Here is a 21,156-nt window from a genome sequence, read left to right as displayed (position 1 = left end):
TGTGCTTCAGTTGCGGTCCAGCCAGACGGTCTGAACGTTGGTGAACTCACGCACGCCAAAGTGCGACAGCTCACGGCCAAAGCCACTTTTCTTCACGCCACCGAAGGCCACGCGGGGGTCAGAGGCACAGTAGCCGTTGATGAACACACCGCCAGTGTCCAGCGCAGCGGTCATGCGCTCGGCACGCGCCACATCGGCGGTGTAGATCGTCGCAGCCAGGCCGAAGTCGCTGTCGTTCGCCAGTTCAACCGCGTGCTCGGCGTCACGGGCGCTGATGATCGCTGCGACCGGGCCGAACAGCTCCTGTCTGAACGCCGTCATGTCTGGCGTCACGTCGCCCAGCACGGTCGGCGCGTAGAAATTGCCCACCCCGTCCAGTTTGTGACCACCCAGCAGCACAGTGGCGCCTTCGGCGATGCTGGCTTGGACCTGGCCGTCGAGCTCATCGCGCAGGTCGAAGCGGGCCATCGGGCCGATGTAGGTGTCGTCTTGCAGCGGGTTGCCGATCTGCAACGCGCGTGTCGCTTCGACAAACTTGGCGGTGAAGGCGTCTACCACGCTGTGCTCGACGATCATGCGTTTGGCCGCTGCGCAGACCTGGCCGGTGTTCTGGTAGCGACCGATCACCGAAGCTTTCACGGCCGCGTCCAGGTCGGCGTCTGCCAGCACGATGAACGGGTCGGAGCCGCCCAGTTCCAGCACGCATTTTTTCAGCGCAGCACCCGCTTGGGCGCCGATGGTCATGCCAGCGCGCACGCTCCCGGTGAGCGTCACGGCAGCGATGCGCGGGTCGTTGATGGCGCGCGTCACGCCCTCTGGGGTGACGTTGAGCAGTTCGAACACGCCCTGCGGCAGGCCGGCGTTCTTGAACAGTTCCAGCAACAGGTAAGCGCTGCCCATCACGTTGGGGGCGTGCTTGAGCACGTAGGTGTTGCCGGCCAGCAGCGCCGGCACTGCACCGCGCAGCACCTGCCAGACCGGGAAATTCCACGGCATCACGGCCAGAATCGGCCCCAGTGGGCGGTATTCGATGCGCGCAGTGGCAATTTGCGTCGCTTCCGGGGCGAGCATTGCCGGGCCGTGTTCGGCATACCAACGGCACAGACCGACACATTTGCTGACCTCGCCACGGGCCTGGCTGATCGGCTTGCCGATTTCCCTGGCAATCATCTGCGCAAAGGCTTCACTGGTGGCTTCAAGCGTATCGGCCAGGGCGGCCAGGTGAGCACTGCGCTGGCTCAGCGAAACCTGGCGCCACTGGCGGTAGCCGTCAGCAGCGCGTTGCAGGGCGGCCTCTTCGGTGGCGGCGTCGTCAAAGGCGTAGTGACCGATCTGTTCGGCGGTGAACGGGTCGACGGAAATCGCGTGGGTCTGGCTGCTGATCGTGGTCATGGCGGCACACTCATGCTCATGGGAAGTGCTGCCAGACTAGTGGTGTGCTGCATTGTTGAAAACTGAATAATAATGAGCGAAACATTCACGTTTGGAGAATGACTGTGGATCTGGTGCAACTGGAAATCTTCAAGGCGGTGGCCGAGCACGGCAGCATCAGCGCTGCGGCGCAGCAGATTCATCGCGTTCCCTCGAACCTCACCACGCGCATCAAGCAGCTCGAAGAAGACCTTGGCGTCGACCTGTTCATCCGTGAGAAGAGCCGCCTGCGCTTGTCACCCGCCGGCTGGAACTTCCTGGAGTACACCCGGCGCATTCTGGAGCTGGTGCACGAGGCGCGGCTGACCGTGGCCGGCGAAGACCCGCAGGGCACCTTTGCCCTGGGTTCGCTGGAAAGCACCGCAGCCGTGCGCATTCCGGCGCTGCTGGCGGCTTACAACCAGCGCTATCCGAAAGTCGACCTGGACCTGTCTACAGGCCCCTCCGGCACCATGCTCGAAGGCGTACTGGGCGGGCGGTTGGTCGCGGCGTTCGTCGATGGCCCGGTGCTGCACCCGACCCTGGAAGGCATGCCGGTGTTCGAAGAGCAGATGGTGATCATCGCGCCGCTCAACCACGCCCCGGTCACCCGCGCCCAGGATGTCAACGGCGAGAACATCTATGCGTTTCGCGCCAACTGCTCCTACCGCCACCATTTCGAGAACTGGTTCGTCAAGGACAGTGCTGTGCCGGGCAAGATCCACGAGATGGAGTCCTACCACGGCATGCTGGCCTGCGTGAGTGCAGGCGCCGGGCTGGCCATGCTGCCGCGCAGCATGCTCGACAACATGCCCGGCTGCAGCATGGTCAGCGCCTGGCCGATGTCGGAGGACTTTCGCTACCTCAAGACCTGGCTGGTCTGGCGGCGCGGAACGGTGTCGCGCAGTTTGAGCATGTTCATTCAGCTACTGGAAGAAAAAGCCGCGGCGGGCGCTTGAAACCGGGCGGTTCGCTTGAGTCGCAATTACCCCACTGGCGGTTGTTAGCGCCACCGGTCAGCTGGCCGGTGGGGCGATCGAATCAAGCACGTTCGCCGCACTCCGACCCTATGTACGGCATGTTGTCGTGCATTTTCTGAAGCCACACAGGTGAAAGATCATGGACAAGAAAGACAGCGGCAAGACGAGCGATAAATCCGGCAGCCAAGGCTCCAAGGCCGGCGGCGGCAATGGCGGCAACTTCGCCAATGACAAGGCGAAAGCATCCGAAGCCGGCAAGAAAGGTGGGCAGGCGAGCAAAGGTGGCGCCGGCGGCGGCAAAAGCTGACAACGCAATGTGCTGACAAGCGCAGTGCCGGCCCTCGCTGGCACTGCGATTTTTTTGCCCATAGGTTCATGCAAGGAGCCCCCATGGCGAGAGCGATCTGGAAAGGCGCCATCAGTTTTGGTCTGGTACATATTCCCGTCAGCCTCAATACCGCCGTCAGCGCAGAACGTGTCGACTTCGACTGGCTCGACAAGCGCAGCATGGACCGCGTCGGCTACAAGCGCATCAACAAGGCCACGGGCAAGGACATCGACAAGGACAACGTGGTCAAGGGTATGGAGTACGAGAAGGGCCGCTATGTGGTCATCAGTGAAGATGAAATCCGCAAGGCCCGGCCTGAAGCCACGCAAACCATCGATATCTTCTCCTTTGTCAAGGCTGCCGACATCCCGCTGCAGCACTTCGACACCCCTTATTACCTCAGCCCCGACAAGCGCGGCGGCAAGGTCTACGCCTTATTGCGCGAGACCTTGGAGAGTACCGGCAAGGTGGCCTTGGCCACGGTCGTGCTGCACACCCGCCAGCACCTGGCGCTGCTGCGCCCGCTCAGGGACGCGTTGGTGATGATCACCCTGCGCTGGCCGGATGAAGTGCGCGGCCTCGATACCCTGGAACTGGACCAGAAGGTGACCCAGGCCACGCTCAGCAAACAAGAGCGGGACATGGCCAAGCGCCTGGTGCAAGACATGAGCGGCGACTGGGCGCCGGAGGAGTACCACGACGTATTCCGTGACACGATCATGCAGCTGGTGCAGGAGAAGGCGCGCAAAGGCAAGCTCAGTGCGGCGAAGAAGAGCAAGCCTGCCGGGGGTGGCAAGAGCGCCGACATCGTTGACCTTACCGAGCTGCTCAAACGAAGCCTGGCTGGCAAAGCCCCCGCGAAAAAAGCCGCTGAGAAAAAAGCCTCTGACAAGAAACCGGTCTCGGCCGTGGACAAGAAGCCAGCCAAAAGCCCGCGCAAGGCGTCTTGACCGGCCGAGTGGATCAGTGACGCTGGGCGATCTGGATGAGGTTGCCGCAGGTGTCATCGAACAGCGCTACGGTGAATGCGCCGGTGTCGGTGGGCGTCTGGGTGAACTTCACGTGCGCCGCGCACAGGCGCTCGTATTCAGCCTGCACGTCCTTCACTTCAAAGGTCATGGCGGGCAGCCCGTCAGCCATGATCGCCGCCTGAAAGTCACGCGCAGCAGGGTGCAGGTTGGGCTCCAGGGACAGCTCGACCCCATGGGGATCGCTGGGCGAAGTAAAGGTCAGCCAGCGGTGTTGGCCCATCGGTACGTCCTGCTTGGGCTCGAGCCCCAATACGTAATGGTAGAAGGCCTGCGCCTTGGCTTGATCAGTGACGAAGATACGGGTGACGACGATCTTCATAGGCTTTTTCCTTGCTCGGTAAGAATTATTTCCTACAGGTAAAGCGGCTCAACTGCCAGGTATCGACGGCGCAGGGCCGGGTGCTGGCTTCACTCGAACCAGTATTCATGCATGCGTTCGAGGAACTCGTCGGTCAGGTCCACGCCACTGGCATTGCCCAGCACGGCGTCGACGCTGCACTCCGGGCAAACGGCGGTCTGCTCGTCGTCCGTCCATAAGGTGATCTTGCCGGGTGCGTAGCGCGCTTTGCAGTTGAAGCAGGCGCAGTAGGTGCTGGCAAGCAGTTGCTCGCGATTCCAGGAGGAAAAGCGGTGAGCATCGAGGATGTCATGGTTCACGAATCTGCTCCGTCAGAGATCAGGGAAGGACCTGGCACTGCGCAACGTCAGAGAAACCGAGGCGCAGCAATTGTCCGGTCACATGCCAGTCTGATGGGCGCGGCGCAAGGAAGGTTCCGCAGCGCTTGCTGCCTGCAGGGTGCGTGTGATGATTCGCGGGAACCTGGCGTGAGGCGTCAGTCGTTGCCGTCTACGTGGCCCAATACCGATTGCTGCAGGTCAGTGATCAGCAGCTGGCTGTCACGGCCTTCATCGGTCAGCGACATCTCTGCCAGCGGCATGTCCTGGCTGCGCAGGATCGAGCGATTGGCGCCGGGCTGCACCAGCGAGCTGAGCTGCTCGCCCTGGTAGAAAAATTGGGTGGTTTTGCGGGGCTGGGTCATGGGGAGGGTGTCCTGTCGGTCATTGACGCGGTCTGGGCGCTCACGCTGATGGGGCTCAAGCCTGTGGGAAACCCGGCCACTGCGTCAGAAGCAGACACCGCTGACGCAGGCGGGAGATGACCGAATGTTGCAGCCAGCAACGGCAGGCGACAACTGACACAAATACCAGGGCCGGCCTCACCTTGGCGCGGCCACACCCGCCCGGTCTGGCCGGGCAGGGTACGCACCTCAGCGTTTGGGGTTGAGCGTGAGGTGGGCGTGGCGGTTGACGTCCTTGTACAACAGGTAACTGAACGGCCCCGGGCCACCGGCGTAGCAGGCCTGTGGGCAGAATGCGCGCAACCACATGAAGTCACCGGCTTCGACTTCCACCCAGTCCTGGTTCAGGCGGTAGACCGCCTTGCCCTCGAGCACATACAGGCCGTGCTCCATGACATGGGTTTCAGCGAACGGAATCACGCCGCCCGGCTTGAAGGTGACGATGTTGACGTGCATGTCATGGCGCATGTCGGCCATGTCGACGAAGCGCGTGGTGATCCAGCAGCCTTCGGTGCCGGGCATTTCGATCACCGTGGCGTTGTCACGATGCGTGACGAACGAGGTCGGCGCCTCCAGGCCGTCGACGCGTTGATAGTGCTTGCGCAGCCAATGGAAGCTGACGGTGCTGTCACTGCGATTGCGCAGGCTCCATTCGGCGCCGGGGGCGATGAACGCATAGCCGCCGGGGGTCAGGGTGTGCGCCTGGCCCTCCAGGGTGATGTCGAGCTGGCCTTCGACCACGAACAACACGGCCTCGGCGTTGGCATCCAGTTCCGGACGTTCGCTGCCGCCTTCGGGGGCGACTTCGACGATGTACTGGGAAAAGGTCTCGGCGAAACCGGTCAGCGGCCGGGCGATGACCCACATGCGCATCTTGTCCCAGAACGGCAGGTGGCTGGTGACGATGTCACGCATCACGCCCTTGGGAATGACGGCATAGGCTTCGGTGAACATGGCACGGTCGGTGAGCAGCTCGGTTTGAGCGGGGTGCCCACCGTGGGGGGCGAAATAGGCGTGCTTGGACATGAATGGTCTCGACTTGTTGTTCTCTCCCCGTGCCGTGGACCGCACCGGCCGGTGCGCCGCAGGGAAGGCGTGATCAGCATAGGGGGGCACGGTCGGCATCTACAAATTAAATGTCAGAATGCTAGCTATTTGTAAGTTGAATGCATGTTGACGTGGCGTGAGCGCTTCAGCTGGGCAAGCGCGAGCGGCGCCCCGGCAACAGCCCCAGCACCATCACGCAGCCGAACAGAATGACGCCGCTGCCCAGCGCCTGCAGCAGGCTGAGCGCTTCGCCAAGGAACAAGGCGCCAACCAGCACCGCGACCAGTGTCACCACGAACTCCACACTGATCGCCCGAGTGGCGCCAATGCGTGCGACCAGGCCAAAGAACAGCACATAGCAGGTGGCGCTCATCACGCTGCCGCTAATCAGCAGGTAGCCCCAGTCCAACGCCTGCGGCACGCTGGGCAGCGGCACCCACCACAAGAGCGGCAGCAGCATCACGCCGCCCGCCAGGAACGAGCCGCCGGCCACGGTCCACGGGTCACACTGACGCAGGTGCAGCGCGGCATGGTTGCTGCCATAGGCCGCCGCCAGCGCACCGCCGATCGAGGCGAGACAGCCTTTGATGAAGTCGGCATCGACCGTCTGCGCGGGAAAGCCCACCAGCATGATCATCCCGACCAGGCCCAGCAGCAGGCCGAGCACGCCCTGTCGACTCAGGGTTTCCAACCCTAGCACGCGCCCGATCAGCATCGAGAACAAGGGAATGGTGGTGACGAAGATGGCCGCCATCGCCGTACCGATGCGCGGGGTGGCGTAGGTCATGCCCGCCAGCTGCCCCGCGACGGTCGTGGCGCCGACGACCAGCAAGGGCTTCAGCACCGGCCGAAAACGTGGCGCGCGGCCCAGCAGAAGGCTCAGCAGCACCAGCGTGGAGCCGGCAAACAGCGCGCGCAGGCTGACCGCGCCAACCCAGCCGAACGCGTGCTCGGTATGCAACACGACCAGGAACGACAACCCCCAGGCGATGGCAAGGAACAGGTAGATGGCGATATCGCGGGGCTGCATGGCGGGTATCCGGCGAGCAAGGGAAATGCGCGAGGCTAGCGGGCAGAAGGGGTGTGGGCAAGCACCAGCGCTGGGGCTGGCGTACTGCGCAAGCCTGCCATGGCGCGGCTAAAACGCCCGGTGGAGACATTCATTCCGTAGCCTGGAAGCCGCGCGGAGCGAAGGAGTCGTCCGCGCTGTTCTAGAATCTACTTTAAATAAAATGGATTAGATATAGATGCTAAGTATATGAAAAGCATCTATTTATTGGATTTCGAATGCTGTGCGCATTGCTCGTAGTACGTCTTCTTGATCTCCGCCGGTGGCAAGCGAGACCGACTGTTGTAGGTCTGCTCAGTTATGCCCATGGCCGTCATGCGCATCCATGACTTGGGGAATTTCTGATTCTGCAGGCGCTTGCGTTGAGTATAGAGATTGACCTTGGACAGCTTGGCCTGCTGCGCTGTGGCCGCCACTTGCGCGCCCCAGGCGCACAATTGCTGGTCGTGCTGGGTCAGCGCGCGGGCGTGCGCCTCCATGCTGAGTACGCTGAGCAAACCGAGGGAAGAAAGTAGAAGTCGCCGCATGTTGCTGTCCTAAGCACCTGATGAGGTTCAAGTTTGAACTGCTCGGGCTCAGCGCAGGGCCATCACTTTGCTGTCAGTGTGTCGAGAGGAAAAGTCTGAAAGATATGGCGAGAGGGTGCACACCTCTGAGCAGCCGCCTGCTACTCAGAGGGAAACGCTGTGCGATCAGGCGCAGAGCGCTTGGCGGTCGGCATGCGACTGGCTCGCGCGAGTGCGGCAGGCATCGCCGAAGGCCTTGAACAACGCGATGGAGTCGGGGTTGCTGGCCGCTTGCCACTCAGGGTGCCACTGCACCGCAAACAGGAACGGTGACAGGCTCGGTCCATGGATCGCCTCGACCAGGCCGTCTTCGGCCACGGCGACCGCTTCGAGCCCCTGGCCAAGCGTGCGCAGGCCCTGGCCGTGCAGGGAGTTGACGCGAATATGCTGGGTGCCCAGTGCGCGCTCGAGCCAGGTGCCCGCCGTGATGGTCACGCCATGGGCGGGCGCGTACTGCTGCTCGACCGGATCTTGCGGGTTTTCCCGATGGTCATTGAAGCCCGGCTCGGCGTAGACGGTCTGATAGATGTCGCCGCCCAACGCCACGTTGATCTCCTGCATGCCACGGCAAATGCCGAAGATCGGCAAGCCGCGGGCCAGGGCCATTTGCACCAGGGCAATGTCGAAGGTGTCACGGTTCTTGTCCTGGGCCTTGCCAGGGGTCTGGTTCTCCTGGCCATAGAGCGCTGGGTCGATGTTGCTGCCTGCGCCGGTCAGGTACACGCCGTCGGCCATGGCCAGGTAGGTCTCCAGCTCATCGGTACCACAGCAGGTGGGCACCAGCACCGGCACGCAGCCGCCGAATTCGACCAGAGGGGTAATGTATTTGTGGGTCATGACCTGATAGTCATGACCTTTGCGCTCTTGGGTACCCATGGTCATCAGGACCACCGGTTTGCGCGCAGAAGGTTGGGCAGAAGGGTGGATAGTGCCGCTATTGCTGTTGGACATAAGTCACCTTGGGACATGTCGTGCACGGTGCTGCAGGGGCGCCTGGCAGCGCCTGCCACACCGTGCACTGCCGGTGCAGCAGGAGCTGCTGCCAATCCGGTCGGGGGTGAACACAGCTTGCCAGAGCAGTTCGAGATGTCAAACCGCGGAACCTGGCTACAGCCCTCGTAAAATGGGCGCTTGGAGGCGCTGCAAGCCCCGGGTGGCAAGGCTTTGAGCGGGCTTGTACGACGCTACCGTGAGCCACGCAGTTGGTTCATTGCAGCCGTGCAAAGAGTGCCTCGGTGACGGCTTGGTCTTGCCCGGTGCATTGCAGCGAGGCCTCGGCGAGGCCATGCTGGTGCCCTTTGGCCACCTCTGGAAGGAACCTGTCATGTCTGCTGCTGATTCTGCGTCCACGGTTCGCATCCCCTTTGATGAGCTGGCAGCGCTGCTGCGCGGCATCTTCCAGCGCCATGGCTGCTCTGATCCTGTTGCGGCGGTGCTGGCCCACAATTGCGCCAGCGCCCAGCGTGACGGTGCGCACAGCCATGGTGTGTTTCGCATGCCGGGCTATGTATCGACCCTGGACAGCGGTTGGGTCGATGGCCGTGCCGTGCCGCAGGTCAGCGACGTAGCGCCAGGCTACGTCAGTGTCGATGCCGCCGGCGGTTTCGCCCAGCCGGCACTGGCTGCTGCCCGTGCGCTGCTGGTCAGCAAGGCGCGCAGTGCCGGCATCGCGGCGCTGGCCATCCACAACTCCCACCACTTCGCAGCCTTGTGGCCGGATGTCGAGCCCTTTGCCGAAGAGGGCCTGATCGCCCTGAGCGTGGTCAACAGCATGACCTGTGTGGTGCCACATGGGGCACGAAGGCCGGTGTTCGGCACCAACCCGATCGCGTTTGCCGCACCCTGTGCAGGGGAGGCACCGATCGTCTTCGACATGGCCACCAGCGCCATGGCCCACGGCGATGTGCAAATTGCCGCGCGGGCGGGTCAGGCCTTGCCGGCGGGTGTTGGTGTGGATGCCGCTGGCGAGCCGACCACTGACCCGCAGGCGATTCTCGAGGGCGGGGCACTGTTGCCGTTTGGCGGGCACAAAGGCTCGGCGCTGTCGATGATGGTCGAGCTGCTGGCGGCGGGGCTGACGGGCGGGAATTTCTCGTGGGAGTACGACTGGGCCAGCCATCCCGGGGCCAAGACGCCCTGGACCGGGCAGTTGATCCTGCTCATCGATCCCGACAAGGGCCAGGGTGAGGCCTTCGCCAAGCGCAGCCGCACGCTGCTCGAACAGATGCAAGGCGCCGGCCTTGACCGGCTGCCAGGGGAGCGTCGTCATCGCGAGCGGGCGCTCGCCCAGGCGCAGGGCGTGGCGCTGCAAGCCACCGAGCTGGAGCGCCTCAGGCAGCTGTAACGGCGACGTGCAATGCGCCAGGCCGGCCGGCCCGGCGTTTGCTGCGCCCTCTGCTGCGCGTGCTTGCGGCACAGCAGCCCCGACGCCTGTGGGGCAGGCGCGGTGGGGCCTGCTCCGACGTGAGCGAGGCGAAGGCAGGCCGGGTGCACCTTCGCAAGCAACCTTTGCATCGCAGTGATGTTCCTTGGCGGGCGGGGCAGGTATGCTCGGTGCAGTCTTTCCCTCCCTGAGCCAAGGAGCTGTGCGCTGTGTTCAAACATGTCGATGCCTATGCGGGCGACCCGATCCTCTCGTTGATGGAAACCTTCAAGGCCGATCCGCGCGCCGACAAGGTCAATCTGAGTATCGGCCTCTACTACGATGAAGCCGGCGTGGTCCCGCAACTGGCAGCGGTCGGCGCGCTGGAGCAGCGCCTGGCCGACCAGCCGCACCAGGCCTCGCTGTACCTGCCGATGGAAGGCATGGCCAGCTACCGTCAGGCCACCCAGGCGCTGCTGTTCGGCGCCGATCATCCTGCGCTGCAGGCCGGTCGTATCGCCACGGTGCAGACCGTTGGCGGCTCCGGTGCCTTGAAGGTCGGTGCCGATTTCCTCAAGCGCTACTTTCCGCAGTCGCAGGTCTGGGTCAGCAATCCGACCTGGGATAACCACCGCGCCATCTTCGAAGGCGCTGGCTTCACGGTGCACACCTACCCCTACTTCGACACCCAGAGCCGCGGCCTCGACTTCGCCGGCATGCTTGCCAGCCTGCAAGGCCTGGCGCGCCACAGCATCGTGCTGCTGCACCCCTGCTGTCACAACCCGACCGGGGTCGACCTGAGCCAGGCGCAGTGGCAGCAGGTGGTCGAGGTGGTCAAGGCGCGCGAACTCATCGCGTTCCTCGACATTGCTTATCAGGGTTTTGCCGAAGGCCTTGAAGAAGACGCCTACGCCATCCGTGAAATGGCCCGCGCGGGTGTGCCGTGCCTGGTCAGCAACTCGTTCTCGAAGATCTTCTCGCTGTATGGCGAGCGCGTGGGCGGCCTGTCTGTGGTCAGCGATGACGCCGACAGTGCCCAGCGTGTGCTCGGCCAGCTCAAGGCCACCGTGCGCCGCAACTACTCCAGCCCGCCGTGCCATGGCGCGCAACTAGTGGCCGGTGTGCTGGGTGACAGCGCACTGAACGCGCAGTGGCAAGGCGAGGTGCAGGCCATGCGCCAGCGCATTCTCGACATGCGCCAGGGCCTGGTGGACGTGCTCGCCGAGCTGCTGCCCGGGCAGGATTTCCAGTACCTCCTGCGCCAACGCGGCATGTTCAGCTACACCGGCTTCAGCGTGGCGCAGGTGCATCGACTGCGCGACGAGTTCGGCGTGTACCTGCTCGACAGTGGGCGAGTGTGCATGTCTGGGTTGCGCCAGGACAATCTGCGGCGGGTAGCCGAGGCGTTTGCGGCGGTTTGATTTCAGGTGAACGCGCGCCTCTGGCCTGAGCCAGCTCAGGCCAGAGGCGCGGTTGCTGAATACTTTGACCGACCTCTAAGTCATCTATCGAATTGGCATAGGTTCGTGCCGCAGGCCAGTTCAGGCTCGAGCTACAGCAATCTGTAGGAGCGACTTTAGTCGCGATGGACGGCGTAGCCGGCCCAATGGCTGCAATTGCGCTCTGTCTGTTGATACGCGTGGCCTGAGTCGGCCCGGCTGCGCGGGCCATCGCGGCTAACCGGAGCGCCGGACCGGCCGCTCCCACAAGGATCGCTTGTTCCTCCACAATAAATGCGCTCAGGCCACCACAACCCTGTAGAGCGAGCTCGCTCGCGAAAACAGCCCAGGCACCGCAGTGTGTCAGGCATGTACCTCATCGTTGTGCGCGCGACTGAAACGCCACTTAACTTTCACCCTGGTGCCCATAGTGCTCTGGGCTATTGAAATTCTCCAACCGCGCATCCCCCTCGGCACACTCCACTCCCACCAGCACCCCGCGCCTTAGGGCCTTGTGCAAGCTGCGCTCACCCTCATCCCACGCCTGTTGCAGCATGTCCAAACTGCTACGCGGCACCACGCTGAACATCGGCTGCCAGAACCCGCTCTGGCGCACCATCGCGGCGCCGTCGGCGCTGACGGCCAAGGCCAGCAGCTCATCGAGCAGCGCGCGATCGATCCGCGGAGTGTCGCAGGCCAGTACTGCCACCCAGGGGCACTGCGCCACCGCCAGCCCGGCCAGCACGCCCGCCAGAGGCCCTGGGAAATCCGCCTCGGCGTCCCCCACCCATTGATCGGCGTAGGCGGCGTACTGCGCTTGGTTACGGTTGCAGGAAATGATCAGGTCATCGGTCCAAGGCCGCACGACGTCGTGCAGGTGGGCAATCAACGGCCTGTCGCGCCAGAGGATCAGCCCCTTGTCACGCCCACCCATGCGCTGGCCGCGGCCGCCGGCGAGGATCAGGACTGAACAACAAGAACGTGCTGGCATAAAAAAGGGCTCCGGACATCAGTGCCCGGAACCCTCCCATGCTGCCTGTGGCTTGTCCAGCGCCAGCCTCAGGCCTCACCTGCGGACAGAGCGCAAGTGCCAGTCCAAGCCACCCCTAGCGCCGAGGGCCATTGCCAGTCCAAACTAGACCTCACACATGAGCGCCATTGCCAGCCCAAGCCACCCCTAGCGCCTGAGCGCCATTGCCAGCCCAAGCTACACCTCGCGCCTGGGCGCCACTGCCAGCCCAAGCCACCCCTAGCGCCTGAGGGCCATTGCCAGTCCAAGCTAGACCTCGCGCCTGAGCGCCACTGCCAGCCCACGCTACGCCTCACGCTTGGGCAGCAGCACCAGCACACGCATCAACCTTCACGCTTGAACACCTGCCATCAGCCGGTCAGTCAGCGTCCTTCCGGCCAGGCTCGACCGGCACTTGTGACGCGGTGGCAGGCTTGCGCCGCCCCGTGAGGCGCATCACCACCACGAAGAACACCGGCACGAACACCACTGCCAGGGTGGCGCTGAGCATGCCGCCGATCACCCCGGTACCGATGGCTTGCTGGCTCGCCGAGCTGGCGCCGCTGGCGATGGCCAGCGGCACGACGCCCAGGATGAACGCCAGCGAAGTCATGACGATAGGGCGTAGCCGCAGGCGCGCGGCTTGCAGCGCCGCATCACGTGCATCGACGCCTTGGTCGACCAGGGCCTTGGCGAATTCGATGATCAGGATCGCATTCTTCGCCGACAGGCCGATCAGGGTGATCAAGCCCACCTTGAAGAACACATCGTTGGGCATGCCGCGCAGCGTCACCGCCAGCACCGCGCCCAGTACCCCGAGCGGCACCACCAGCAGCACCGCCGTAGGGATCGACCAGCTTTCGTACAGCGCTGCCAGGCACAGGAACACCACCAGCAACGACAGCGCCAGCAGGATCGGCGCCTGGCTGCCGGATAACCGCTCCTGCAGCGACAGCCCGGTCCATTCCAGGCCAGCCCCGGCAGGCAGTTGATCGACGATGCGCTGCACCTCGTCCATGGCCTCGCCCGAGCTCAGGCCTGCCGCCGGCTCGCCAGAGATCGACACCGCCGGGTAGCCGTTGTAGCGGGTCAGTTGCACAGGCCCGGTCACCCAGCGCGCGCTGACGAACGCGGCCAGCGGCACCATCTTGCCGCTGCTGTTGCGCACGTGCATTTTCAGCAGGTCTTCGACCTGGCTGCGTTGGTCGCCTTCGGCCTGTACCACCACCCGCTGCATGCGCCCCTGGTTGGGGAAGTCGTTGACGTAGCTCGAGCCCACGGCGGTGTCGAGCACTGCACTGATGTCGCCGAACGACACGCCCAGGGCATTGGCCTGGCGTCGGTCGATGTCCAGTTGCACCTGCGGGCTTTCCGCCAGCGAAGACTCGCGCACGTTGGTCAGCAGCTTGCTTTCGCCTGCTGCAGCCAGCAGCGAGTCGCGCGCCGCCATCAACTGTGCATGGCCCAGCCCGCCGCGGTCCTGCAGGCGGAACTGGAAGCCGGTCGACTCGCCCAGACCATCGATCGGCGGCGGCAGCACGGCAAAGGCCACGGCGTCCTTGATCTGGCTGAACGCCGCATTGGCACGGTCGGCGATCGATTGGGCGCTGTCGTCGCTGCCACGCTCGGACCAGTCCTTCATCGTGGTGAACGCCAGCGCCGCGTTCTGGCCGCTGCCGGAGAAGCTGAAGCCGAGGATCACCGTGGTGTTGGCCACGCCCGGTTCATCCGCGTTGTTGGCCTCGATCTGCGCCGCCACCTGCTCGGTACGAGCACGGGTGCCACCCGGCGGCAGCTGGATGTCGGTGATGGTGTAGCCCTGGTCTTCGGTGGGGAGAAAGTCGCTGGGCAACTGGCTGAAACCAAACACCAGCGCGCCCACCAGTACGGCGTACACCAAGAGGTAGCGGCCGCTGCGGGCCAGTGCATGGCCCACCCAGCCTTCGTAGCCATCGGTCATGCGCGCGAAGCGCCGGTTGAACCAGCCGAAGAAGCCACGTTTTTCATGCGCTTCGCCCTGGGCGATCGGCTTGAGCAGGGTGGCGCACAAGGCGGGGGTCAGGCTCAGGGCGAGGAACGCCGAGAACAGGATCGACACCGCCATCGACACCGAAAACTGCTGATAGATCACCCCCACCGAACCGCTCATGAAGGCCATCGGCAGAAACACCGCCACCAGCACCAGCGTGATGCCGATGATCGCGCCGCTGATCTGGCCCATGGCCTTGCGTGTGGCGTCCCTGGGTGAGAGGCCTTCCTCCGCCATGATCCGCTCGACGTTCTCCACCACCACGATGGCGTCGTCCACCAGAATGCCAATGGCCAGCACCATGCCGAACAGCGTCAGCACGTTGATCGAAAAGCCCAGCGCCAGCATCACGGCGAAGGTACCCATCAGTGCCACCGGCACCACCAGGGTCGGGATCAGCGTGTAGCGGATGTTCTGCAGGAACAGGAACATGACCGCGAACACCAGCAGCATGGCCTCGAACAACGTCGTGATGACCTGCTTGATCGAGACTTTGACGAACGGCGAAGTGTCGTAGGGGATGTCGAACTGGGCGCCGGCAGGGAAGAACCTGGCCAGCTCATCCATCTTGCTGCGCACCAGGGTCGCGGTTTCCATGGCGTTGGCGCCCGGCGACAGCTGCACGGCGAAGGCAGTGGAAGGCTTGCCGTTCAAGCGCGTGCCGAACTGGTATTCCTGCGCGCCCACTTCGACCCGCGCCACGTCACCCAGGGTGACCACCGAGCCGTCCGGGTTGGCCCGCAGTACCACGGCAGCGAACTGCTCAGGGGTGCTCAACTGGCCGTTGACCACCACGCTGGCGGTGATTTCCTGGGTCTTGCGCCCTGGCAGGTCACCGATGCTGCCGGGCGCCACCTGAGCGTTCTGCGCCACGATGGCCTCGGTCACATCGGCCGGGGTGAGGCTGAAACCGATCAGCTTCTGCGGATCGATCCAGATGCGCATGGCCCGTTCGGAGCCATACAGCTGCGCCTTGCCCACGCCCTTGATGCGCCGGATCTCGTTCATCACGTTGCGCGCCAGGATGTCGCTCAGGGCGGTTTCATCCAGTTGGCCGTCGGTGGAGGTGAGGGTGCCCAGCAGCAGAAAGCCGGTGGAAACCTTCTCCACTTGCAGGCCTTGCTGAGTGACCGGGCGCGGCAGGCGTGACTCGACCACTTTCAGGCGGTTCTGCACGTCCACCTGGGCCAGGTCAGGCGTGGTGCCGGGCTGGAAGGTGGCGGTGATGGTGGCGCTGCCCAGGCTGCTCTGGGATTCGAAATACAGCAGATTGTCGGCGCCGTTGAGCTCCTGCTCGATCAGGCTGACCACCGTTTCATCGATGGTGGTGGCCGAAGCGCCGGGGTACACCGCGTAGATCTCGATCTGCGGCGGTGCCACGTTGGGGTACTGCGCCACCGGCAGCTTGGGGATCGCCAAGGCGCCGGCGAGCAGAATGAACAAGGCGACGACCCAGGCAAAAATGGGCCGATCAATGAAGAACTGCGGCATGGGTCAGCTCCTCACTGGCCAGCGTGGGTGGCGACGGCAGGCGCTGCGTCAGCGCCTTCGACCTGCACCTGATCGCCAGGCTTGACGTGTTGCAGGCCTTCGACCACCACACGCTCACCGGCCTTGAGGCCCTCACGGACGATCCAGCGGTCGCCCTGCACGGTACCCAGGGTTATCTGGCGCTCGCTGACCTTCGATTCGGCATCGACCACGAAGACTTTCGGCATCCCCGCGCTGTCACGGCTGATGGCCCGCTGCGGCACACTGATCCCCTTGGGCTGCACCGCCTGTTCCAGGCGTACGCGCACGTAGCTGCCAGGCAGCAGGTCGAGGTCCGGGTTGGGAAACTCGCTGCGCAGGGTGATCTGGTTGGTGCTGGCATCGACGCTGATGTCGGAGAACAGCAGCTTGCCAGGGTGCGCGTAGGGCTGGTCATCGTCCTGAATCAGCGTGACCTGCGCCTGGTCCTGGCCGACCTGCTGCAGCTGCCCGGCGCGCATGGCGCGGCGCAGGTTGTTGATTTCCCGGGTTGATTGCGTGACGTCGGCGTAGATCGGGTCGAGTTGCTGAATGCTTGCAAGCGGGGTGGTTTCACCCTGGCCGACCAGCGCACCTTCGGTGACCAAGGCACGGCCGATGCGCCCGGAAATGGGCGCGGTGACCGTGGCATAGCCCAGGTTCAGGCGTGCCCGCTCCAGTGCAGCCTTGGCTTCGGCAACGGCGGCGTCAGCCTGCAGGAAGGCGGCGCGGGCGTTGTCGGCCTCTTGCCGGCTGATGGCGCTTTCTTCGACCAACTGGCGATAGCGCTGGTCCTGCAGGCGGGTCTGGTAGCGCGTGGCCTCGGCGCGGGCGAGGGCCGCGCGGGCGCTGTCGTGATCGGCCTTGAACGGTGCCGGGTCAATCAGGAACAGCACATCGCCTTTCTTGACGTCGCTGCCTTCGCGGTACACACGCTTGAGCACCACCCCGGCGACCCTGGCGCGGACTTCGGCCACCCGCGGCGCCATGATCCGTCCGCTCAGCTCGGTGCTGATTGCCAAAGCGCGCTCTTGCAGGGTTTCGACCCGCACCTGGGGCGCAGGGGCTTTCTGTTCTTCTTCGTTGGCGTCGTTGCAACCGGCCAGGGCCAGGGTCAGCAACGCGAGCAGCGCCACGGGGCGCAGACGAGCGGGGAGTAAAGTGGGCATGCGGACCTTCCCGATAATGATCGAGCGTATCCTACGGCAAGTATTCCCTGGTGGTTGTTAAGCTCTGTAGGACGTGTGTGAAAAACTGTGAAGAATCCGGCTAACGTTACGTAGGATTCTTTATGCTGGCCACGTTGCCACCGTCATTGAAGCCCTTATGCCGAATATCCTCCTGGTCGAAGACGACAGCGCCCTGTCTGAATTGATCGCCAGCTACCTGCAGCGCAATGATTTTCACGTCCGGGTCATCGCCCGGGGCGATCAGGTGCTCGAAGAAGTTCACCGGCAGCGCCCTGACCTGGTGGTGCTCGACCTGATGCTGCCCGGCCTGGACGGCCTGCAGGTCTGTCGCCGTCTTCGCCAGGAAACCCAGAGCCTGCCGATCCTCATGCTGACCGCACGCGACGACAGCCATGACCAGGTGCTGGGCCTGGAGATGGGCGCCGACGACTATGTCACCAAGCCGTGCGAGCCGCGCGTGTTGCTGGCGCGTATCCGCACCTTGCTGCGCCGTAGCAGTGTCCACGAACCGCGGCTGGAGGCCGACCTCATCGAGATCGGCGGGTTGCGCATCGACCTTGCCGAACGCACCGTCAGTTGGCGCAGCGAGCCGGTAGACCTGTCCAGCGGCGAATACAACCTGCTGGTGGTGCTGGCGCGCAACGCCGGCGAAGTGCTCAGCCGCGACCGCATTCTTCAGCAATTGCGCGGCATCGAGTTCAACGGCACCGACCGCTCGGTGGACGTGGCCATTTCCAAACTGCGGCGCAAGTTCGATGACAGCGCGGGCGAGGCGCGCAAGATCAAGACGGTGTGGGGCAAGGGCTACCTGTTCAGCCGCAGCGAGTGGGAGTTCTGAGGCGCCATGCTCAAGCTGCTGGTGCGCCTCTATCTGCTGATCATCCTGGCCTACGCCGGGGCGATTCTGGTCATTCCCGATACCATCGTCAGCATCTTCAGCGGCCGCTATTCGGCCTACAACCTGGACATGGCCAAGGGTGTGCAGTCGCTGCTGGTGCAGCAGTTTCGCCAGGCGCCACGCGCGCAATGGCCCGCTGTGGCAGCGGAGTTGAACGGCCGTTTTGCGCCCATCGAAATCAAGCTGCTGACGCTCGATCAGGCCAAGCTGTCCGGCGCTGAGCGTCAGCGTCTGCTCATCGGCCAGAATGTGGTGCGCCTGGGCGACTGGGGCTTTTATCAGACCGCGCTGGCGCCCATCGCCGACGGCTGGCTGGTGAGCCTGTACAACCCACCCGACCCGTTGGACATCAACGTGCTCTCGTGGGGCGTGACGGTGCTGATCGGTGCGGCCCTGCTGGGCTGTATGCTGCTGTGGGTGTGGCCGCACTGGCGCGACCTTGAGCGCCTGAAGAACACCGCGCGTCGCTTGGGTCGGGGGCATTTGAGCGAGCGCACGCAGATTTCGGCGCATTCCAACATCGGCGAGCTGGCGCGGGTGTTCGACACGATGGCGGGCGATCTGGAACGTCACCTCAACCAGCAGCGCGAGTTGCTCAATGCGGTGTCCCACGAACTGCGCACGCCGCTGACCCGCCTGGATTTCGGCCTTGTGCTGTTGTTCGACGAAGTACCTGCCGCCAGCCGCAAGCGCTTGATGGAACTGGTCGGGCATGTGCGCGAGCTGGACGAGCTGGTGCTGGAGCTGCTGTCTTATGGGCGCCTGGAGAACGCCGAGCAGTTGCGAGAACGGGTCGAGGTGTCATTGCCCGAATTGCTCGACAGCGTGCTGGGCAGCTTCGCCGAAGAGCTGGACAGCCGCGAGGTGGCCTGGGAAGTGCACTTCGATGCAGCCGTATCGCGTTTCGTCCTCGATCCTCGGCTGACGGCCCGCGCCGTGCAGAACCTGGTGCGCAATGCGATGCGCTACTGCGATGCGCGGCTGCGCCTGCAGGTGAGCCTGGAGGCCGATGGCGGGTGCCGGTTGAGCGTGGAAGACGATGGCATCGGTATACCGCCCGCCGAGCGCGAGCGGATCTTCCAGCCGTTCTACCGCCTGGACCGCAGCCGTGATCGCAGTACCGGCGGTTTTGGTCTGGGCCTGGCGATCAGTCGACGGGCCATCGAGGGGCAGGGCGGCACCTTGACAGTGGAGCCCTCGGCATTGGGCGGGGCACAGTTCGTGATTCGTCTGCCGGCGGGGTGAGCCATGACGTCGCCGGTCTCGGCGGTTTCGTGCCGGCAACAGAGGATTCGACGACTGGCCGGGTTGTGAAGCAGGTCAGCCTTGTGGCCCTCAAGCGCCACGAGTGCCAAGGGCTGCACAGCCAACGGGGGCCGCGCCATGGCTGCGCTTCAGACAATCACCAACAGCCAGCGCCAGCCGCTGCCAATGGTGCACGCGACTCAACTGGCATGGGCGACTGAGCTGTCCTCCAGCGCCTCTACCCCAGGGTCCTCGTCCGGCAGCGCCGTGATCACGCTGAAGTCCGTCACCTCGACCTCTCCGCCGCCATACCCCAGCAGGTGAAAGGAAAACGCCTTGCGCAGGGTCGGGTTGTCGAAATCGAACTGCATGTCCAGTGGCTGATCGGCCGTCACCTGCATTTCCTCGGGCAAGCCCAGGGGCACGTCCTGCTCGAACTCCTTGGCCTTGAGCTGGATGTAGGCGGTGTGCGCCGGGTCGAGCGCGCGGACTTTCAGGCGCACGCGGGTGCGCGTGCCTTCGGGCATCTCCAGGTACTGCGCACCGATCAGGTTGTCGGCCCAGTCATCGCGAATCTGCTGCTGCAGGGCAATGGGCGCCGGGCCGCCGAACTGGTAGCGCAGGTTCAGCGGGGTATTGAGCAGTGACTGGTCGAGCGCCTCGGCCAGCCCGGTGATCTGCGGACCGCTGGCGGCCGGGGCCTGCCCGAGGTAAGTGGCGCGGTCAGCGATGAAGCCGGGGCTGGCGTAGCGCCGGCAACGCTGCTGGAAATCGCATTCGGTGAACGTGCCCTGGCCGTCGTGGTAGCGCAGCATGCCGTTGGTGAACGAGATCATCTCGCGACCGCTGTCGTAGCTGCGAAACAACGAACGGCCGCTGAGCGAGGCGGGAATCGGCAGGGCGAAATAGTCGAGCAGCGAGGTGGTCAGGTCGACATGGCCGTAGGTGCCGGGCTTGAGGTGCGGGAGCTGCGCCTGCTCAGGGGCCAGCGTGAGGTTGAAGCCCCACGAGGACGCCAGGCGTACGCCATCGATGCCATGCGATTCATCCGAGGTGATGACCACCAGGGTGTCCTTGAGCACGCCCTGGCGCTCGAGCCCGTCGAGGAACCGCCCCAGGGCATCGTCCAGGTGAGCAACGGCGGCCTGCTTGGGCGAGCCGTAGCGTTGCAGGTATTCATCAGGTGCCGAGTACGGCTGATGGGTGCCGACGGTGAGCAGGGTCAGCATCCAGGGCTTTTTGGCCTGGCGCAGCGTGCCGACGTAGTCCAGCGCACCCTCGAAGAAGGCGCGGTCATCCTTGCCCCAAGGGAATTCCAGGTAGTTGTCGTTGCTGAACCATTCCTCACCGTGCACGGCGCCGAAGCCGATGTGCGGCATGATGCGGTCCTTGGCCATGAAACGCAGGCCGGCACCCTGCAGGTAGTGGGTGGCGAAGCCGGCCTGCTGCAGCTGGGCCGGCAGGCAGTCGTTGTTGCGCGTTTGCTGGGTGAGCAGCTCGACGCCTTTGGGCGTGCCGTTGGCGAGTTTGTCGTAGTCGCCGCAGAGCATGGCGTACAGGCCGCGAATGGTCTGGTGGGTGTGCACCACGTAGTCCGGGGTGTTCATGCCACGCTTGGCCCAGCGGCTGAGGTTGGGCATGAGGTCCTGGTCGAAGCGGCTGTGCAGCGCTTCGCGGTTGGGCCGCACATAGGCGCCGGGAATGCCTTCGAGGGTGATCAGCAGCAGATTGCGCGCTTTGCCGGGGCCCTCGAACAGACGCTGGCCATTGAGGTCGGCGTGGGTCAGACCGGCCGTGGCCAGGGCCGGCGGTGGGGTGTCGGTGCCGAGCCAGTGGGCCAGCTCGCGCTGCACCTCGCCAGTGCCTGCCGCGAGCAGCTGGTGGCTGAGGTTGTACTGGCGCCAAGGCTCGGCCTCCGACGGCAGCACGTGCTGCCCGGCCCAGTGCACGCCGAACAGCGCCAGC

Annotated in this window: 19 protein-coding genes; 7 read left to right on the top strand and 12 right to left on the bottom strand. The window is 64.4% G+C overall.

What is annotated here, in order from left to right:
- Positions 1 to 6: 6 nt before the first annotated feature.
- A complete protein-coding gene (locus RT028_RS12890; RefSeq protein ID WP_312935364.1) occupies positions 7 to 1,392 on the bottom strand; it encodes an aldehyde dehydrogenase family protein in 1,386 nt (461 codons plus the stop codon).
- 104 nt (positions 1,393 to 1,496) lie between these two features.
- On the opposite strand from RT028_RS12890, the gene ptrR reads away from it, so the two are divergent.
- From ptrR to RT028_RS12875, 3 genes are all read left to right on the top strand, one after another.
- Positions 1,497 to 2,369, top strand: coding sequence for a putrescine utilization regulator PtrR (gene ptrR, locus RT028_RS12885; protein WP_312935372.1), 873 nt, complete (start codon positions 1,497 to 1,499; stop codon positions 2,367 to 2,369).
- A gap of 160 nt (positions 2,370 to 2,529) precedes the next feature.
- Complete coding sequence (locus RT028_RS12880) at positions 2,530 to 2,697, top strand: KGG domain-containing protein (RefSeq protein ID WP_312935362.1); 168 nt, start codon at positions 2,530 to 2,532, stop codon at positions 2,695 to 2,697.
- Positions 2,698 to 2,780: 83 nt separating this feature from the next.
- Positions 2,781 to 3,668, top strand: coding sequence for a Ku protein (locus RT028_RS12875; protein ID WP_312935360.1), 888 nt, complete (start codon positions 2,781 to 2,783; stop codon positions 3,666 to 3,668).
- A 13-nt stretch (positions 3,669 to 3,681) separates the two neighbouring features.
- Here RT028_RS12875 and RT028_RS12870 read toward each other — a convergent pair whose 3' ends face one another.
- From RT028_RS12870 to RT028_RS12840, 7 genes are all read right to left on the bottom strand, one after another.
- The gene (locus RT028_RS12870) at positions 3,682 to 4,068 is read right to left on the bottom strand and encodes a VOC family protein (protein ID WP_312935359.1); all 387 of its coding nucleotides are present in this window, start codon (positions 4,066 to 4,068) and stop codon (positions 3,682 to 3,684) included.
- A gap of 89 nt (positions 4,069 to 4,157) precedes the next feature.
- Positions 4,158 to 4,406: a cytoplasmic protein gene (locus RT028_RS12865; RefSeq protein WP_312935357.1), complete on the bottom strand. Its 249-nt coding sequence runs from the start codon at positions 4,404 to 4,406 to the stop codon at positions 4,158 to 4,160.
- Positions 4,407 to 4,582: 176 nt separating this feature from the next.
- The gene (locus RT028_RS12860; protein WP_312935355.1) at positions 4,583 to 4,789 is read right to left on the bottom strand and encodes a hypothetical protein; all 207 of its coding nucleotides are present in this window, start codon (positions 4,787 to 4,789) and stop codon (positions 4,583 to 4,585) included.
- Positions 4,790 to 5,017: 228 nt separating this feature from the next.
- Positions 5,018 to 5,854, bottom strand: a complete 837-nt coding sequence (locus RT028_RS12855) for a bifunctional allantoicase/(S)-ureidoglycine aminohydrolase (RefSeq protein ID WP_312935353.1) — start codon at positions 5,852 to 5,854, stop codon at positions 5,018 to 5,020.
- A 166-nt stretch (positions 5,855 to 6,020) separates the two neighbouring features.
- Positions 6,021 to 6,905 carry a DMT family transporter gene (locus tag RT028_RS12850; RefSeq protein ID WP_312935351.1) on the bottom strand — a complete coding sequence of 295 codons (885 nt, stop codon included), beginning with the start codon at positions 6,903 to 6,905 and terminating at the stop codon, positions 6,021 to 6,023.
- Between the two features lie 239 nt (positions 6,906 to 7,144).
- The gene (locus RT028_RS12845) at positions 7,145 to 7,471 is read right to left on the bottom strand and encodes a hypothetical protein (protein WP_312935350.1); all 327 of its coding nucleotides are present in this window, start codon (positions 7,469 to 7,471) and stop codon (positions 7,145 to 7,147) included.
- Positions 7,472 to 7,636: 165 nt separating this feature from the next.
- The gene (locus tag RT028_RS12840; protein ID WP_312935348.1) at positions 7,637 to 8,461 is read right to left on the bottom strand and encodes a type 1 glutamine amidotransferase; all 825 of its coding nucleotides are present in this window, start codon (positions 8,459 to 8,461) and stop codon (positions 7,637 to 7,639) included.
- 373 nt (positions 8,462 to 8,834) lie between these two features.
- On the opposite strand from RT028_RS12840, the gene RT028_RS12835 reads away from it, so the two are divergent.
- Together RT028_RS12835 and RT028_RS12830 are read left to right on the top strand one after the other, a co-directional pair.
- Positions 8,835 to 9,854, top strand: a complete 1,020-nt coding sequence (locus RT028_RS12835; RefSeq protein WP_312935345.1) for an Ldh family oxidoreductase — start codon at positions 8,835 to 8,837, stop codon at positions 9,852 to 9,854.
- A 248-nt stretch (positions 9,855 to 10,102) separates the two neighbouring features.
- Positions 10,103 to 11,293 carry an amino acid aminotransferase gene (locus tag RT028_RS12830; protein ID WP_312935344.1) on the top strand — a complete coding sequence of 397 codons (1,191 nt, stop codon included), beginning with the start codon at positions 10,103 to 10,105 and terminating at the stop codon, positions 11,291 to 11,293.
- 424 nt (positions 11,294 to 11,717) lie between these two features.
- On the opposite strand, the gene mobA is transcribed toward RT028_RS12830, so the two are convergent.
- From mobA to RT028_RS12815, 3 genes are all read right to left on the bottom strand, one after another.
- Positions 11,718 to 12,302, bottom strand: a complete 585-nt coding sequence (gene mobA / locus RT028_RS12825; RefSeq protein WP_312935342.1) for a molybdenum cofactor guanylyltransferase MobA — start codon at positions 12,300 to 12,302, stop codon at positions 11,718 to 11,720.
- A 397-nt stretch (positions 12,303 to 12,699) separates the two neighbouring features.
- Positions 12,700 to 15,840 (bottom strand): efflux RND transporter permease subunit, encoded by a 3,141-nt coding sequence (locus tag RT028_RS12820; protein ID WP_312935341.1) that lies wholly within the window; start codon positions 15,838 to 15,840, stop codon positions 12,700 to 12,702.
- Between the two features lie 11 nt (positions 15,841 to 15,851).
- The gene (locus RT028_RS12815) at positions 15,852 to 17,027 is read right to left on the bottom strand and encodes an efflux RND transporter periplasmic adaptor subunit (protein ID WP_312935339.1); all 1,176 of its coding nucleotides are present in this window, start codon (positions 17,025 to 17,027) and stop codon (positions 15,852 to 15,854) included.
- A gap of 157 nt (positions 17,028 to 17,184) precedes the next feature.
- On the opposite strand from RT028_RS12815, the gene RT028_RS12810 reads away from it, so the two are divergent.
- Together RT028_RS12810 and RT028_RS12805 are read left to right on the top strand one after the other, a co-directional pair.
- On the top strand, positions 17,185 to 17,886 hold the full coding sequence (locus RT028_RS12810) for a response regulator transcription factor (protein ID WP_312935337.1): 702 nt from the start codon (positions 17,185 to 17,187) through the stop codon (positions 17,884 to 17,886).
- A 6-nt stretch (positions 17,887 to 17,892) separates the two neighbouring features.
- On the top strand, positions 17,893 to 19,191 hold the full coding sequence (locus RT028_RS12805) for an ATP-binding protein (protein ID WP_312935336.1): 1,299 nt from the start codon (positions 17,893 to 17,895) through the stop codon (positions 19,189 to 19,191).
- A 200-nt stretch (positions 19,192 to 19,391) separates the two neighbouring features.
- Here the strand turns inward: RT028_RS12805 and RT028_RS12800 are convergent.
- Positions 19,392 to 21,156 (bottom strand): LTA synthase family protein (locus RT028_RS12800; RefSeq protein ID WP_312935334.1); only part of this gene is annotated, 1,765 nt, incomplete at its 5' end.

It is taken from the genome of Pseudomonas sp. (assembly GCF_032058845.1).
Classification (GTDB): Bacteria; Pseudomonadota; Gammaproteobacteria; order Pseudomonadales; family Pseudomonadaceae; genus Aquipseudomonas.
The sequence above is the reverse complement of the archived record's forward strand: the minus strand, read 5'-3'. Positions and strand labels throughout refer to the sequence as shown.